General features: G+C 61.2%; 16 protein-coding genes. 11 read left to right on the top strand and 5 right to left on the bottom strand.

The features are described 5' to 3' along the window. The first annotated feature begins 63 nt into the window (after positions 1-63). Complete coding sequence (locus B7H23_RS10070; protein ID WP_094077284.1) at positions 64-984, top strand: LysR family transcriptional regulator; 921 nt, start codon at positions 64-66, stop codon at positions 982-984. Here B7H23_RS10070 and uraH read toward each other — a convergent pair. Continuing rightward, on the bottom strand, positions 981-1,337 hold the full coding sequence (gene uraH, locus B7H23_RS10065; protein WP_094077722.1) for a hydroxyisourate hydrolase: 357 nt from the start codon (positions 1,335-1,337) through the stop codon (positions 981-983). The genes B7H23_RS10070 and uraH overlap by 4 nt on opposite strands. Positions 1,338-1,486: 149 nt before the next feature. Between uraH and puuE the strand changes: the two genes are divergently transcribed. Together puuE and B7H23_RS10055 are read left to right on the top strand one after the other, a co-directional pair. Further along, positions 1,487-2,926 (top strand): allantoinase PuuE, encoded by a 1,440-nt coding sequence (gene puuE / locus B7H23_RS10060; protein ID WP_240535050.1) that lies wholly within the window; start codon positions 1,487-1,489, stop codon positions 2,924-2,926. Continuing rightward, positions 2,923-3,438: an ureidoglycolate lyase gene (locus B7H23_RS10055; protein ID WP_094077283.1), complete on the top strand. Its 516-nt coding sequence runs from the start codon at positions 2,923-2,925 to the stop codon at positions 3,436-3,438. Before puuE ends, B7H23_RS10055 begins: the two co-directional genes overlap by 4 nt. Here B7H23_RS10055 and B7H23_RS10050 read toward each other — a convergent pair. Next, complete coding sequence (locus B7H23_RS10050; protein WP_094077282.1) at positions 3,435-4,265, bottom strand: bifunctional allantoicase/(S)-ureidoglycine aminohydrolase; 831 nt, start codon at positions 4,263-4,265, stop codon at positions 3,435-3,437. The two genes, B7H23_RS10055 and B7H23_RS10050, sit on opposite strands and share 4 nt — an antisense overlap. A 208-nt stretch (positions 4,266-4,473) precedes the next feature. Between B7H23_RS10050 and B7H23_RS10045 the strand changes: the two genes are divergently transcribed. From B7H23_RS10045 to phoB, 7 genes are all read left to right on the top strand, one after another. After that, on the top strand, positions 4,474-5,493 hold the full coding sequence (locus tag B7H23_RS10045) for an ATP-binding protein (protein WP_094077281.1): 1,020 nt from the start codon (positions 4,474-4,476) through the stop codon (positions 5,491-5,493). Between the two features lie 143 nt (positions 5,494-5,636). Further along, entirely contained in the window at positions 5,637-6,680 is a 1,044-nt protein-coding gene (locus B7H23_RS10040) for a substrate-binding domain-containing protein (RefSeq protein WP_094077280.1), read from the top strand. A 93-nt stretch (positions 6,681-6,773) separates the two neighbouring features. Then, entirely contained in the window at positions 6,774-8,231 is a 1,458-nt protein-coding gene (gene pstC, locus B7H23_RS10035) for a phosphate ABC transporter permease subunit PstC (RefSeq protein ID WP_094077279.1), read from the top strand. Further along, the gene (gene pstA, locus B7H23_RS10030; RefSeq protein ID WP_094077278.1) at positions 8,228-9,580 is read left to right on the top strand and encodes a phosphate ABC transporter permease PstA; all 1,353 of its coding nucleotides are present in this window, start codon (positions 8,228-8,230) and stop codon (positions 9,578-9,580) included. The genes pstC and pstA overlap by 4 nt, the downstream gene beginning before the upstream one ends. Before the next feature lie 53 nt (positions 9,581-9,633). After that, the gene (pstB, locus tag B7H23_RS10025; RefSeq protein WP_094077720.1) at positions 9,634-10,422 is read left to right on the top strand and encodes a phosphate ABC transporter ATP-binding protein PstB; all 789 of its coding nucleotides are present in this window, start codon (positions 9,634-9,636) and stop codon (positions 10,420-10,422) included. A gap of 72 nt (positions 10,423-10,494) precedes the next feature. Next, positions 10,495-11,220 carry a phosphate signaling complex protein PhoU gene (phoU, locus tag B7H23_RS10020; protein ID WP_094077277.1) on the top strand — a complete coding sequence of 242 codons (726 nt, stop codon included), beginning with the start codon at positions 10,495-10,497 and terminating at the stop codon, positions 11,218-11,220. Then, entirely contained in the window at positions 11,220-11,906 is a 687-nt protein-coding gene (gene phoB, locus B7H23_RS10015) for a phosphate regulon transcriptional regulator PhoB (RefSeq protein WP_094077276.1), read from the top strand. Before phoU ends, phoB begins: the two co-directional genes overlap by 1 nt. A 16-nt stretch (positions 11,907-11,922) precedes the next feature. Here phoB and B7H23_RS10010 read toward each other — a convergent pair whose 3' ends face one another. The 3 genes from B7H23_RS10010 to B7H23_RS10000 all read right to left on the bottom strand — a co-directional run bounded on the left by B7H23_RS10010 (position 11,923) and on the right by B7H23_RS10000 (position 13,822). Then, complete coding sequence (locus tag B7H23_RS10010) at positions 11,923-12,411, bottom strand: flavodoxin family protein (protein WP_094077275.1); 489 nt, start codon at positions 12,409-12,411, stop codon at positions 11,923-11,925. 11 nt (positions 12,412-12,422) lie between these two features. Beyond that, entirely contained in the window at positions 12,423-12,893 is a 471-nt protein-coding gene (gene aroQ / locus B7H23_RS10005; RefSeq protein WP_420814477.1) for a type II 3-dehydroquinate dehydratase, read from the bottom strand. 80 nt (positions 12,894-12,973) lie between these two features. After that, entirely contained in the window at positions 12,974-13,822 is an 849-nt protein-coding gene (locus B7H23_RS10000) for a fumarylacetoacetate hydrolase family protein (protein WP_094077274.1), read from the bottom strand. 115 nt (positions 13,823-13,937) lie between these two features. Between B7H23_RS10000 and B7H23_RS09995 the strand changes: the two genes are divergently transcribed. Continuing rightward, positions 13,938-14,870, top strand: a complete 933-nt coding sequence (locus B7H23_RS09995) for a DMT family transporter (RefSeq protein ID WP_240535049.1) — start codon at positions 13,938-13,940, stop codon at positions 14,868-14,870. The last annotated feature ends 115 nt before the right edge of the window (positions 14,871-14,985 follow it).

Raw genomic sequence — 14,985 nt, 5'->3', positions numbered from 1 at the left:
TGCGGCTGGCGATGTTGTGATTATCCAGTTAATCCTGTTAGCGTCATCAATGAAAGCCGAAGAATGGCCTATCTGGATAATGTCCGCACCTTCACCCGGATTTACGAACTGGGCTCGATGAGCGCGGCGGCGCGCGATCTTCACATCTCGCCCGCCGTGGCGTCGGCCCGGATCTCTCAGCTCGAGCAGCATCTGGACGTGCGCCTGTTCCAGCGGACGACGCGGAGCCTTTCGCCGACCGAGCAGGGCCGCATCTTCTACGAGGGCGCAAGGCGCATCATCGAGGCGGTCGAAGATGCCGAAGCGGGTGTTTCCGCGGTGACGGGCGCGCCGGCCGGAACGCTCTTCGTCGCGACGCCGCTCGGTCTTGGCCGCCGGTTCGTTGCGCCGGCAATGGTGGATTTCCGTGCGTCTTTCCCGCGCATTTCCGTGCGTTTGCGACTTTCGGACCGGAAAGTCGATCTGGCGGCAGAGGGTCTCGACATCGCCTTCTTCCTAGGCCGTCCGCGCGACAGCAATCTGCGCATTCGCAATATTGCAGAATGCCCGCGCGTTCTGGTGGCCAGCCCTTCTTATATCGCTTCGCGGGGGCACCCTCTGAAAGGCGACGAGATCGCCGATGGACGGCACGATTGCCTCAATCTACGGTTTCCCGGCGCGTCCGAATATCGCTGGAGCCTTCAGGCCGAGGACGGCGAACACGCCTACAGCGTGCGCGGCCCGCTGGAATGCGACGATGGCGACGTTCTAACGGACTGGGCGCTGGCAGGGCTGGGCATCGCCATGAAGCCGCTTTTCGAAGTCGCCGACCATCTGGAAGAGGGCCGGCTGATCGAGGTTTGCGAGCAGACGCCGCCGGTGCCGGTCCAATTGGCATGCCTTTACATCCACCGCCGGCACCAGGACCCCAAGAGCCGGCTCTTCATGAATTTCATGATCGATCGCATTCTCGCTCAGATGCGTGATCCGGACGTGCCCTCCTAGCTGCCGCGATAAGTGCTGTAGCCATAAGGACTGAGCAGCAGCGGCACATGGTAATGCGTCTCGGCGTCTTCCATAAGGAACCGGATCGGAATCTCGTCCAGGAAAGGCAGGCTGTCCTGTGCTCCCGGTTGTCCGCGCAGGTAATCGCCGGCGGCGAAGACAAGCTCGTAAGTTCCTGTCTCGAAACGATCCTGCGGCAGGATCGGGCTGTCCGTCCGACCATCTTCATTGGTCGTCATCTCCGCCAATTGCGTGCGGTCTTCGCCGTCCAGCCGGTAAAGCCGGATCGAAAGGTCGGCGGCCGGGCAGCCATGCGCGGTATCCAGAACGTGGGTGGTCAGATAGCCTGCCATGATGTCCTCTTCTTCGGTGCTACTGCGCTGCAAGAATGGGCTATCGTGAGCCGTCATCCAGAGTGGATCGACATCTTTCAAGCCGACATGCCTTCTCCTGCGGGGCGAGCGACATATTCTGCAGGCTTGCCGGACGAATGGGGCGATTGATGGATAATTCGAAACAGGATGTGAAGCGCTACCCACGTAATATGATCGGCTATGGCGCGAATCCACCCGACCCGCAATGGCCGAACGGCGCTAGGATCGCCGTGCAGATCGTCGTCAATTACGAAGAGGGCGGCGAGAACAATATTCTGCATGGCGATGCGGCGTCCGAGGCCTTTCTGTCGGAGATCGTCGGCGCGGCTCCCTGGCCGGACCAGCGGCATTGGAACATGGAGAGCATCTACGAATATGGCGCGCGCGCCGGCTTTTGGCGTCTGCACCGCATCTTCACCGATGCCGGCGTGCCTCTGACGATCTATGGTGTGGCGACGGCTCTCGCCCGTTCGCCCGAACAGGTCGCGGCGATGAAGGCCGCTGGCTGGGAGATCGCTTCGCACGGGCTCAAATGGATCGAATACAAGGACGCGCCCGAAGAGGAGGAACGCGGGCATATCGCCGAAGCCGTGCGTCTTCATACCGAGGTGGTCGGCGAGCGTCCCAAGGGCCTCTATGTCGGCCGCGCCTCCATGCAATCGGTCCGGCTCGGCGTGGAGGAGGGCGGCTTCACCTATCTGGCCGACGCCTATGATGACGATCTGCCGCACTATGTGCGCTTCGGCGATCGCGATCAGTTGATCGTGCCCTACACGCTCGACGCCAACGATATGCGGTTCGCCACGCCGCAGGGCTTCAATTCCGGGGATCAGTTCTTCGCCTATCTGCGCGACAGTTTCGACATGCTGCTGGAAGAGGGACGGGCGGGAGCGCCAAAAATGATGAGCGTCGGTCTGCACTGCCGCTTGGCCGGGCGGCCAGGCCGGGCGATGGCGGTCAAGCGCTTTCTTGACTACGCCAAAAACCATGGCAATGAGGTCTGGTTCGCGACCCGGCTTGCCATAGCCGAGCACTGGCTGAAAACCCATCCGCCCGAAACGCGGGAGCGTCCGAGCGCGATGGACAAAGCCACGTTTGTCGAGCGGTTCGGCAGCATTTACGAGCATTCGTCCTGGGTGGCCGAACGCGCCTATGCGCTGGAACTCGGCGCGGCGCACGATACCGCTTCCGGCCTGGCCAATGCCATGGCCCGCGTCTTTCGTAGCGCCTCACCCGACGAGCGGCTGGCCGTTCTGAAGGCCCATCCCGATCTGGCCGGTAAGCTGGCCGCTGCCAAGCGACTGACTGCGGACTCGACATCGGAGCAGGCGTCGGCGGGTCTGGATGCCCTTACCGATGACGAGCGGTCGCGGTTCGAGCAGTTGAACGCGGCCTATGTCGAAAAGCACGGCTTTCCGTTCATCATCGCCGTGCGCGATCACGACAAGGCATCGATCCTAGAAGCATTCGAACGCCGGCTGGACAATGACACCGCGACCGAGAAGAAGACGGCGGAGCGCCAGGTCGAGCGGATCGGCGAATTGCGCCTGAAAGCGCTTCTGTCGTGAGCCCGTCCCGAACGCTGATCGCCGAGCCGCTATCCTCGGACGCCTTTGCACCGTTCGGTGACGTGCTCGAAGCGGCGGGCGAGCCGGCCCGTCTCATCAATGACGGCGCATGCGGGCGGTGGCACGATCTGGCCGCGCTGGATTTTACCGATGGGCGGGCTGGGATCAGCCTGTTCCGCGCCGATATCCGGTCGTTGCCCTATCGTTTCGATCTGGTCGAGCGCCACCCCAATGGCAGCCAGGCTTTCATTCCGATGGAGGCGGTGCCGTTTCTCGTTATCGTCGCACCGGGTGAGGGGGATCGACCGGGCGCGCCGCACGCCTTTGTCACCCGGCCCGGTGAGGCCATCAACTTCCATCGCGGTGTCTGGCACGGCGTCCTGACGCCGATTGCCGGCAACGGCCTGTTCGCCGTCATCGACCGGATCGGCGAGGGGGCAAATCTGGAAGAGTTCCGCTACGATGCGCCATTCACCGTCATGACCGAAGACGGAAGCGACTCCTCGTCCTAGCGGCCGAGACTGAGCGGCATGTGCCGATTGACGTTCTTGTAAAGCAGGTAACGGAACGGGCCGGGTCCGCCGGCATAGCAGGCCTGAGGGCAGAAGGAGCGGAGCCAGAGGAAATCGCCTGCCTCGACCTCGACCCAGTCGCCATTCAGACGATAAACCCCTTTGCCATGCAGCATATAGAGCCCGTGCTCCATGACGTGGGTTTCGGCGAAGGGAATCGACGCGCCGGGTTCGAAATTGACGATATTGACGTGCATGTCGTGCGAAAGATCGTCCGCATCCACAAAGCGCGTCGTCGACCATGCGCCGTCATAGCCGGGCATCGTGGTCGGCGCGACATCGCGATCGTTCGTCACGAATGAGCGCGGCGGCAATACCCCGTCAATGGGCTCGTAGCGCTTGCGAATCCAGACCGCTTTGAACGATCCCGGCGGTTCGGCGGAGACACTGACCGACCATTTGGCGCCAGGCGCAAGAAAGGCGTAGCTGCCATCCGCCAGTTCGTGGCTTTCATTTTCCAGCGTAAGCGTGGCAGTGCCGCAAAGGACGAACAGAACGGCTTCGGCCTCGCTGTCCGGTTCGGGATTTTGTGAGCCACCGCCGGGTTCGATCTCGAGGATCGATTCGCTGAAAGTTTCCGCAAATCCGGTCAGCGGGCGCGCCAGGACCCAGGCCCGCGTCTTCTCCCAACCCGGCAGCCGACTGGTCACGATGTCGGTCAGAACGCCGCGCGGAATGACAGCATAGGCATCGGTGAAGACGGCGCGACCGGTCAGCAGCTGATTGCGATCCGGCAATCCCCCGACCGGGCTGTAATAGTCTGGCATTATTCGGCTTCCGTGGCTGGTGATCGACGGCAATGGAACACACTGCGTCCGGGAAAGACACCTGATTTTCCCGAATGGATTTTTCGGCTTGTCGATAATGATCGGCAAGGTAGCGCGTGACGGTGGAGCAAGAACAAGGGTTCCGTTCTGCGAGCTTCCGGTTATCTTGCGCTGCAACCTTCCCTGATCTGACGGATCGCCAAGCTGCATGTCCACCGATCTTATCGAAGCCGTACCCGTTCCCATCATCATCGTGAATAGGGAACGACGGATCGTCAGCCTGAACGGTTTCGCTCGGTCGCTCTACGGCGCAGACATGGCGGGCCGGCATTACATGACGATCATACGCGAGCCTTTCTGCGTCCAGCAGATCGAAGCGGCGGTTACGGGCCGGCAGACTCACCCCGCGGAGTTGCGCCGCCGGGTCGATGAGAGAGAGCGCATATTTTCGTTGACTGCTGCACCTTGGAGCGAAGGTGGGGCGATCGTGACGCTGATCGACGAGACCGAAGCGCACGATGCCGAACGGATGCGCTCCGACTTCGTGGCCAATGTGAGCCATGAATTGAAGACGCCGCTGACGGCGCTGCGCGGTCTGATCGAAACCCTGTCGGGAGCGGCGCAGAACGATGCGGAGGCGAGGGTGCGGTTCCTGGCCATGATGGCCGAAGAAACGGAGCGGATGCACCGGCTCGTTTCGGACTTGCTCTCGCTCAACAGGTTGGAAGACGCCGACGTCGTGACGCGGAACGACAGGATCGATCTTTGCGAGATTATCGCGGCGGCGCGGCAGAGCCTCTCCGACAGCGCTGCCGCGCGAGGCATTTCGATTGTTCTCGAAGGATGCCACGAACCGGTTCCGTTGCACGGCGACAGCGATCAGCTTCGCCAGGTTTTCAACAATCTGGTGGAGAACGCGATCAAATACGGCGAAGAAAACGGGACGGTCACGATTGCCGTTTCGCACGAGAAATACGATCCGCTTCTGCGCGGTCCGGCAATCCGGGCGGCAGTTACGGATGACGGACGCGGCATCGGTCAGGAGCATCTGGCGCGGCTGACGGAGCGTTTCTACCGGGTGGATCGGCACCGTTCCCGGCAGATCGGCGGAACCGGGCTCGGCCTGGCAATCGTCAAACATATAGTGCGTCGTCACCGCGGTTGGTTCCGGATCGCGTCGCAGGTCGGGAAGGGCAGCACGTTCACGGTCCTTCTGCCAGCCGATTGAACGGGTCCGAACACCTCCCCCTGAACATCGGCGAATGTGTCACGCCATTGTTACAAACCCGCTCTAGGGAGTCCGCCTGCAAGGGGAGCGCATTCGAATGTGGCGCTGTCCCCCAAAGAGAAATCCACAGTGGAGCGACCCCAATGTCTATCGCTAAACTTACCGTACTGGCCGCGGCCGCGACGGCCCTTTCCGCAACGACCGCCATGGCGCGCGACCAGGTTCAGATCGCCGGTTCCTCGACCGTTCTGCCCTACGCTTCCATCGTCGCCGAAGCCTTCGGCGAGAACTTCGAGTTCCCGACCCCGGTCGTGGAATCGGGCGGCTCTTCGGCCGGCCTGAAGCGCTTTTGTGAAGGCGTTGGCGAGAACACCATCGATATCGCCAATGCGTCGCGCCAGATCCGCGAAAAAGAGATCAAGGCCTGTGCCGAAGCCGGTGTGAGCGAGATCATCGAAGTGCAGTTCGGCTATGACGGTATCGTGTTTGCCAGCCAGCAAGACGGCCCGGCCTTCACCGCTTTCGAGCCCGCCGACATCTACAACGCCCTGGCCGCCAAGGTCGTCAAGGACGGCGAAGTCGTCGACAACAGCTACAATAGCTGGTCGGAATTCAATTCCGAACTGCCGGACGCCCAGATCGCCGCCTTCATTCCCGGTACCAAGCACGGCACGCGCGAAGTCTTCGAAGAGAAGGTTCTGCTGAAGGGCTGTGAAGACACCGGTGCCATGAAGGCCTTCATGGATGGCGGCATGGATGAAGATGCGGCCGAAGACCAGTGCATGGCCGTGCGTACCGACGGCAAGTCGGTCGACATCGATGGCGATTACACAGAGACGCTCGCCCGTATCCAGTCCAACCCGGACGGTATCGGCGTGTTCGGCCTTTCCTTCTACGAAAACAATGCCGACAAGCTGAAAGTTGCCACCATGGGTGGCGTGGAGCCGAAGACCGAGACGATCGCTTCGGGCGAATATCCGGTCAGCCGTCCGCTCTTCTTCTACGTTAAGAAGGCGCATATCGGCACCATTCCGGGCCTGAAGGAATTCGCATCCTTCTTCGTGGCCGACGAGATCGCCGGCCCGGGCGGCCCGCTCGCTAATTACGGCCTGGTTCCGACGCCCGAACTGGCCGACGTTCAGGCGACGGTCGATGGCGAGACCACAATGGAGCCGGCCAGCAACTAAGCGTTGTTACGTCGCGACGTTGATTGGCGTTCGTAACGAACGCCTTCGCGGACCGGGTGTCGTCCCGGTCCGCCTTCTTTGAACGGGGAAGTGATGAGTTTCGGAACGCTCTTCCTGGCGGTTATCGCCATTGCCGCGGTCGCATTCGCGCTGTCGCGCCGCAAGGTTCTCGGCCTGGCACAAGGCGACCGGCGGCGCTTGCATTCCCTGCCGCATTACCACGGCATGCACGCCATGCTACTCGCAGCGGTTCCCGCACTGTTGCTGCTGTTCGGCTGGACCGTCCTGCAGCCGGTCGTCGTGGACCGAGTCGCCGTATCGCACTTCTCCGGCGAGAAATACGATACGTCGGGCGAGCGTTCGCTGGCCATGAGCGAAGTGCGCCGGGTCGCGGAATCGATCGACGCGCTCGTCAGGGGCGGCAAGCTCGGCACCAGTGAATTGGAGACACTGAGCGATGAGGATCTTGGCCGCGAACTCGACGATACCGGCATTCCGGTCCTGTCCGATCTTCCGCCGCAGATCATAGACTCCGCCCGAATTTACCGTTCCGTCTCTGCCACCGGCGATCTCATCAAGCTGGGGCTCGTTCTTCTTCTGGCGCTGGCTGGCGCAGCCTATGGCTATTCGGCTGCCCATCCTGATCTTCGTGCCCGTAACCGAACGGAAATGGGGGTGCGTGGCCTACTCGTCGCAGCCGCCTGCGTGGCCATCTTTACGACGTTCGGCATCGTTCTTTCGCTGCTGTTCAACACGATCGAATTCTTCCGGATTTATCCGGCCGGTGAGTTCTTCTTCAGCCTGACCTGGAGCCCGAGCTTCGGCGGCGGCTCCGAGCTCGGCATCATCCCGCTTCTGTGGGGCACGCTCTATATTTCTCTCATTGCGCTGCTCGTCGCCGTACCGCTCGGCCTGTTCTCCGCGATCTATCTTGCGGAATACGCCCATCCGAAATTCCGCTCGGCAGCCAAGCCTCTTCTGGAAGTTCTGACGGGCATACCGACCATCGTCTACGGGCTTTTCGCTCTCCTTATCGTCGGGCCGGCTCTGTCATCGGTGTTCGGGCGCGGCGGCATGGGATGGATGCCGAGCGACACGGCCGTCATCACCGCCGGCCTCGTCATGGGCATCATGCTCATTCCCTTCGTGTCGTCGCTTTCCGACGATGTCATCAACGCCGTGCCACAGGCCATGCGCGACGGATCATACGGTCTCGGCGCCACCAAGAGCGAAACGGTGCGCAAGGTGATCGTGCCAGCCGCGCTGCCGGGCATAGTCGGTGCGATCCTTCTGGCTGCATCGCGGGCGATCGGTGAGACGATGATCGTGGTGCTGGGCGCAGGCGCAGCCGCCAGAATGTCACTCAATCCGTTCGAGGCAATGACCACCGTGACCGCCAAGATCGTCAGTCAGCTAACGGGCGACGCCGATTTCGCCAGCCCTGAAGCGCTTGTCGCTTTCGCGCTGGGTATGACCCTCTTCATCGTGACCCTTGGGCTGAACATTGTGGCCCTTGCCATCGTCCGCCGTTACCGGGAGCAGTACGAATGAGCGACACGACCGTTCCATTGGAATCGCAGACCGGCCATCGCTCGCTGCTCCTGCCCGACGAAAAGCTGAAAAAGCGCCGCCGCAGCGAAACATGGTTCAAGATGCTCGGCCTTGGCGCCGTGATCACCGGCCTGTTCTTCCTGGTCATTCTGATTGCCTCCATCGTCTACAATGGCGTGCCGGCCTTCACGCAGACCTACCTTACGATTCCGGTCACGCTGCCAGCGGAGAAACTGGACAAGGTCGGCAACCGCAATCCCTCGGACATGCGCAAAGTGTCCACCTTCGGCTACAAGCCGCTTCTGGAGCAGGCGCTCATCGACACGCTTGCCGATCGCGGCATCGAGATGCCGTTCGACGATGCGGGTATCCTCGCCGACCTGTTATCGGACGGTGCGGCAGCAGGAGTACGCCGACAAGTCCTCGACAATCCCGACCTCGTCGGACAAACCGTCGAGTTCGACCTGCTCGCCTCCAGCCGGATCGACGGCTATTACAAGGGACGCGTCGACCGCGCTTCCGTCAATCGCGGCATGGTTCTGACCTCCGTCCACCTCGATGTGGCAGACGCGCTGAAAGAGGAAGGCCTGGTCGAGCGGCGGTTCAATCTGGACTTCATTATCGGCGCCGATGCATCGGATAATCGCCCGGAGCAGGCCGGGGTCGGGGTCGCGCTTCTTGGCTCGCTCTTCATGATCCTCGTCGTGGTGGCGCTGGCGGTGCCGATCGGCGTGGCAGCCGCCATCTATCTGGAAGAGTTCGCGCCGCAGAACCGCTTTACCGATTTGATCGAGGTGAACATCTCGAACCTGGCGGCCGTGCCGTCCATCGTTTTCGGTATTCTGGGTCTGGCCGCCTTCATTCAGTTCGCCAACCTGCCACAATCCGCGCCGCTGGTCGGCGGCCTGGTTCTGACCCTGATGAGCCTGCCGCAGATCATCATTCCGGCGCGCGCGGCCTTGAAGGCGGTTCCGCCTTCCATCCGCCAGGCGGCGCTCGGCATCGGCGCATCGCGCAATCAGATGGTCTTCCAGCATGTTCTGCCGCTTGCCATGCCGGGTATTCTCACGGGCGTCATCATCAGTCTGGCGCAGGCGTTGGGCGAGACAGCGCCGCTTCTTCTCATCGGCATGGTCGGCTATATAGCCTCCAACTATCCGGACGGCTTTCTGGACGGTTTCGTCTCGCCCAATTCGGCCTTGCCCGCGCAAATCTACGAATGGAGCAAGCGCGCCGATCCGGCCTTCTATGAACGGGCCTGGGGCGGTATCATCGTGCTGCTCGTCTTCATGCTCGCCGTCAATATTCTCGCGGTGGTGTTGCGACGCCGGTTCGAGCGCCGCTGGTAATTTCAAGGAACGGGAACGTCATGGACGCTATGGCTCACACGGACCAGATATCGATGTCTCAATCGGAAACGCTTACCGAGGCGAGCGACAACAAGATCGCCGCGCGCAGCGTGGATGTCTTCTACGGCAAGAACCACGCCATCAAGAATGTTGATGTCGATATTGACGACAAGACGGTCACCGCCTTCATCGGCCCGTCCGGCTGCGGCAAGTCGACTTTTCTGCGCTGCCTGAACCGTATGAACGACACGATCGACATTGCGCGTGTCGAGGGCGATATCCTTTTGGACGGTGAAGATATTTACGATAAGCGGGTCGATCCCGTGCAGCTTCGCGCTCGGGTCGGTATGGTTTTTCAGAAGCCCAACCCGTTTCCCAAATCGATCTATGACAATGTCGCCTACGGCCCGCGTATCCACGGGCTGACGCGGAACAAATCCGAACTGGACGATATTGTCGAAGCATCGCTCCGCCGTGCTGCGCTCTGGGACGAAGCGAAGGATCGGTTGAAGGAATCCGGCACAGGGATGTCGGGTGGCCAGCAGCAGCGCCTTTGCATCGCGCGGGCAGTGGCCACGCAACCGGAAGTCCTTCTGATGGACGAGCCGTGTTCTGCGCTCGACCCGATTGCAACAGCGCAGATCGAGGAACTGATCGACGAGTTGCGCCAGAATTTCTGCGTGGTGATCGTCACGCACTCCATGCAGCAGGCGGCGCGTGTCAGCCAGAAGACGGCGTTTTTCCATCTGGGCGAGATGGTCGAGTACGGCGACACCGAGAAGATCTTCAACTCGCCTGAAGACAAGCGCACCGAAAGCTACATTACCGGACGTATCGGATAGAGGCCTCGATCCCGAACCGAACGACGGCAGAATGGTTCGATCCTATCATAACAGGCTCCAAGCGAGGACGCTGTGAACGACAAACCCCATATCGCATCCGCCTTCGACCGCGATCTCGAAGCCATCCAGGCCAAGCTCATGCAGATGGGCGGCTATGTGGAGAACGCCATCCGCAACTCCGCCAACGCACTGCGCACCCGCGATCTCGAGCTTGCCGACCAGGTTCGCGAAGACGACCGGCAGATCGACGAGCTGGAAGCGGAGATCAACGAGGATTGCGCCCGGCTGGTCGCTCTTCGCCAGCCGGTCTCATCCGACCTTCGGTTGGCGCTTTCCGTCATGAAGATCGCCGGCAATCTGGAACGGGTCGGCGACTACGCAAAGAACATGGCCAAGCGCACCAATCTTCTGGCGCAGATGATGCCGGTTAATGGCGCGACGGGCTCGCTCCAGCGTATGGCCAATGAGGTGCTGTCCATGCTTACGGATGCGCTCGACTCCTATATCCGGCACGACCAGACGCTGGCGGAGAAAGTGCGCCACCGCGATCTTGAAGTCGACCAGATGTACAATGCCATCTTCCGCGAATTCCTGACCTTCATGATGGAAGATCCCCGGAACATCTCGGCCTGCATGCACCTGCATTTCATCGCCAAGAATATCGAACGGATGGGCGATCACGTCACGTCCATAGCCGAACAGGCGATCTATCTCGTGTCCGGCGAACTGCCGTCGGAAGATCGGCCCAAAGCCAATGCGACGGTGGACATGGCGGACGATGCCGTGTTGGGCCACTAATGGGCAGCCGCGCCTCCATTCTCGTCGTCGAAGACGAGCCGGCGCAGCGCGAAGTGCTGCGCTACAATCTGGTCGCCGAGGGTTTCGACGTCGTTCTGGCCGAAACCGGCGACGAGGCGCTCGAACATCTGGCGGAAAGCCAGCCCGATCTCGTCGTGCTGGACTGGATGCTGCCCGGCCCCTCAGGCATCGAAATCTGCCGTCAGATCAAATCGGGGCGCGACAGTCGCAACACGCCGGTCATCATGCTTTCGGCCCGGACAGAGGAGGGCGACCGTGTACGTGGCCTCGATATCGGCGCGGATGATTACATTACCAAGCCGTTTTCGGTAGCCGAACTGATCGCGCGCATCCGCAAGGAATTGCGCCGCACCCATCCGGTCGCAGTAGGCGAGCGGATCGAGCATGACGATCTGGTGCTCGATGCGGGCCGTCATCTGGTTGAGCGCGACGGTCAGCGCATTTCGCTCAGCACCACGGAGTTCCGCCTGCTGTCCGTGCTGATCGAGCGTCCCGGCCGAGTCTTCAGCCGCGAACAACTCTTGAACCGCGTCTGGGGGCACGATCTGGACGTGGAAACACGGACGGTCGATGTGCATGTCGGGCGGCTCCGCAAGGCCCTGCGCCGTCATGGCGGGGACGATCCTATCCGCACCGTGCGCGGTGAAGGCTACGCGCTCGGCTGATCCAGATCGGCTCCGTTCAGAAGACACCCATCGCAAGACCTGCGGCGAGCGTCTGACCGAGTTCCGCGCAGCGGTCGAGATCGGCTTTCGGGATCATCTTTTGGGCCAGGATCTTTTCTCTGGAATCAGCGTTCGTGCAGACGATCAGCGGTTCTGCGACGGGCTTGAGCCGCCAGCCCTTTGCGATCCGAGCCGTTTGGCGCGCAGCGTTTTCACCGTCGGTGCCGGCGCATACCATTTGCGCATAGGGTCGCCCTTCGATCTTCCCAAGGACCGGATAATAGCTCCGGTCGTAGAAATCCTTCATCATGCCGGCGATAGCCGCCAGATTTTCCGGTGTTGCGAAAAGATAGGCGTCGGCTTTCAAAAGATCGTCCGGACCGGCTTGTGCGGTCTGTTTGACGGTCAGTTCGACCTCTTCGCTGCCAGCCGCTTCGGTGGCTGCCTCGACCATCTGTCGGGTGCCACCCGTCTTCGAATGATAGACGATCAGAAGCGACGGCATGAGGCGCTCCGCTAGCCGTCCGCCAGAGCCAGAAGGGTAAGGATACGGCGCGCCGCCAGCTCGTAACCCTGCACCCCGCAACCGACGATGATGCCGTCCGCCCGACCGCTGATATAGGAATGGTGGCGAAAGGCCTCGCGCTTGTGAACGTTCGAAATATGCACCTCGAACACCAGCCCCTCATAGGCGTTAAAGGCATCGAGAAGCGCGATCGATGTATGGGTGAAGGCGCCGGGATTGACGATGATCGCAGCAATGCCGTCACGCGCCTCATGAACCCGGTCGATCAGTTCATATTCCCGGTTGGATTGCTCTGCCCGAAGGGTGTGACCGGCACTTTCGATCAGATCGCGTACCGAAGCTTCGACATCCGATAGCGTCTCATGGCCATAGACGTCCGGCTCGCGCGTGCCCAAGAGATTGAGGTTCGGGCCGTTTAGAAGAAGGATATTCGCCACGATTGTCTCCGGTATGCCAGCCATTGGTCCCTTGCCTTCAGCTATCGGCGAAGATCGTGCACACGGCAAGCCCTGGATGTTTTCAGGCAGGCGAAGGGCTGACACTATTCGTCCATACGGACAATCTGCCGTTGACGGCCGAGCCCTTCGACTTCCAGTTCCATCACGTCGCCCGGCTTCAGATAGACCGGCTCCGGCTTCATGCCCATACCAACGCCCGGTGGCGTGCCCGTCGCGATAATGTCGCCGGGATGAAGCGTGAAGAGTTCCGACAGATGCGCGATGATCCGGGCAATCGTGAAGACCATGGTCCGGGTCGAGCCGTCCTGCATGGTCCGGCCGTTGACCGCGCAGCGCAGGGAAAGGTTCTGCGGATCGGGGATTTCGTCGGCCGTCACCAGCCACGGGCCGACCGGGCCAAACGTGTCGCAACTTTTTCCCTTGGTCCATTGGCCGGAGAGCCTGCCCTGAAAGCGGCGCTCGGAGACGTCGTTGACGACGCAGTAGCCGGCGACATGCGAAAGGGCGTCGGTTTCGGAGACATATTTTGCGGGACTTCCGATCACGACGCCAAGTTCGACCTCCCAGTCGGATCGTCTGGAACCGCGCGGCAGAACCACATCGTCATTGGGTCCGTTGATCGCGCTGTTCGCTTTCATGAAAAGGATGGGATGTTCGGGAAGATCGAGCCCGGTTTCGGCGGCATGATCGGCATAGTTCAGACCGATACACATGAATTTACCGATTCTGCCGACGGGCGGGCCAAAGCGGGGCTCACCATTGACGAAAGGCAGGTCGCTTGCATCAAGGCCGGCAAGATGGCCAAGGCTCTCAGGCGAAAGCGTTGCGCCGGTAATGTCCTCCACCTCGCCGGAGAGATCGCGCAGCGTTCCTTCTTGGTCGATAAGGCCCGGTTTCTCCCTGCCCCGCTCGCCGTAGCGCACCAGTTTCATCGCGTATCGCCCTCAAAATTTTCGCTCTTGCACCATGAAGTAGAAAGAAGCAGGTGAGCGTCAAAACCCGCTGTCGTCCGTCGCCCGCGAGGGAACGGCAGGCGGAAGAGAACGAATGGAGGGGACTTTCATGGTCGGGCTGGCATCGAAAGCGCGCGAAGACCGTCTGACGCTTGCCATCGTGCTCATGCTGCTGGCTTATGCGACGTTCTCGATGGTGGACGCCAGCGCCAAATGGATGGGGCAGGCGGGACTCGCCGCTCTTCAGATCGCTTTCATGCGCTATGCGGTGCATCTTGTTCTCACGATTGGGCTGATCGGCCTTGGCGGGCTCAGTTTTGACCGGTTCGCATCCGACAAGATCGGGCTCGTCATTTTGCGCGCCCTTCTCCTGGTCGGCACGTCGGTGACGAATTTCATCGCCGTGAGATATCTGCCGCTCACCCTGACGGCGACGATCGGATTCTCCGCGCCGATCATCGTCTGCGCGCTGTCCTGGCCGATCCTCGGCGAACGGGTCGGTCCCTGGCGCTGGGCCGCGATCCTGGTCGGGTTCTTCGGTCTGCTCGTGGCCATCCGACCGTTTGGGGCGACGCTGCACTGGGCTGTCTTCATTTCGTTGGGCACCGCCATCTGCATGGCCTTCTATGCGTTACTCACGCGGCGATTGTCCGGCGCGGTCTCTCCGACGACCATGCAGTTCTACAGTGGTCTCGTCGGTACTGTCGTTCTAGCGCCATTCGCCTTTCTGTTCTGGCAGACGCCGGACACTGCGATGGAATGGGTTATGCTGTTCGCGATCGGTCTGCTCGGCTGGGCGGGTCACGAAGTGTTCGCACGCGCGCACGGCTTCGCCGAGGCAGGTGTCCTGACGCCCTTCTCCTACTCCTTTCTGGTCTGGATGACCCTGTGGAGCGCGCTTCTCTTCGGCCAGTATCCGGACGGTCTGACAGTGCTCGGCGCATCGATCGTTTCCGGAGCGGGGCTGTTCATCTGGGCGCGCGAACGGTGGCTTCGAAAAGCGCGGCGGATCGACTTCAACAGGTAAGATTGTCTTGTTTTGACGACAGGTTCTTCGCCTGCCAGTTTCCCCTTGACCGATCCTGGACAATGCGAAAGCCTAAACTCATTGTGCAGTTGCGGCATAAATCCGACACTTTGGG

The sequence above is a fragment of the Notoacmeibacter marinus genome, from assembly GCF_002238045.1.
Classification (GTDB): domain Bacteria; phylum Pseudomonadota; class Alphaproteobacteria; order Rhizobiales; family Rhizobiaceae; genus Notoacmeibacter; species Notoacmeibacter marinus.
The sequence above is the reverse complement of the archived record's forward strand: the minus strand, read 5'-3'. Positions and strand labels throughout refer to the sequence as shown.

What these genes read in the sequence shown, in the direction of transcription:
- pstA (WP_094077278.1), top strand. Translation starts at nt 8,228, where the DNA reads ATGAGCGACACGACCGTTCCATTGGAATCGCAGACCGGCCATCGCTCG.
- B7H23_RS10070 (WP_094077284.1), top strand. Translation starts at nt 64, where the DNA reads ATGGCCTATCTGGATAATGTCCGCACCTTCACCCGGATTTACGAACTG.
- B7H23_RS10000 (WP_094077274.1), bottom strand. Translation starts at nt 13,822, where the DNA reads ATGAAACTGGTGCGCTACGGCGAGCGGGGCAGGGAGAAACCGGGCCTT.
- B7H23_RS09995 (WP_240535049.1), top strand. Translation starts at nt 13,938, where the DNA reads ATGGAGGGGACTTTCATGGTCGGGCTGGCATCGAAAGCGCGCGAAGAC.
- B7H23_RS10040 (WP_094077280.1), top strand. Translation starts at nt 5,637, where the DNA reads ATGTCTATCGCTAAACTTACCGTACTGGCCGCGGCCGCGACGGCCCTT.
- uraH (WP_094077722.1), bottom strand. Translation starts at nt 1,337, where the DNA reads ATGGCAGGCTATCTGACCACCCACGTTCTGGATACCGCGCATGGCTGC.
- B7H23_RS10045 (WP_094077281.1), top strand. Translation starts at nt 4,474, where the DNA reads ATGTCCACCGATCTTATCGAAGCCGTACCCGTTCCCATCATCATCGTG.
- B7H23_RS10050 (WP_094077282.1), bottom strand. Translation starts at nt 4,265, where the DNA reads ATGCCAGACTATTACAGCCCGGTCGGGGGATTGCCGGATCGCAATCAG.
- B7H23_RS10010 (WP_094077275.1), bottom strand. Translation starts at nt 12,411, where the DNA reads ATGCCGTCGCTTCTGATCGTCTATCATTCGAAGACGGGTGGCACCCGA.
- phoB (WP_094077276.1), top strand. Translation starts at nt 11,220, where the DNA reads ATGGGCAGCCGCGCCTCCATTCTCGTCGTCGAAGACGAGCCGGCGCAG.
- puuE (WP_240535050.1), top strand. Translation starts at nt 1,487, where the DNA reads ATGGATAATTCGAAACAGGATGTGAAGCGCTACCCACGTAATATGATC.
- pstB (WP_094077720.1), top strand. Translation starts at nt 9,634, where the DNA reads ATGTCTCAATCGGAAACGCTTACCGAGGCGAGCGACAACAAGATCGCC.
- aroQ (WP_420814477.1), bottom strand. Translation starts at nt 12,893, where the DNA reads ATGGCTGGCATACCGGAGACAATCGTGGCGAATATCCTTCTTCTAAAC.
- pstC (WP_094077279.1), top strand. Translation starts at nt 6,774, where the DNA reads ATGAGTTTCGGAACGCTCTTCCTGGCGGTTATCGCCATTGCCGCGGTC.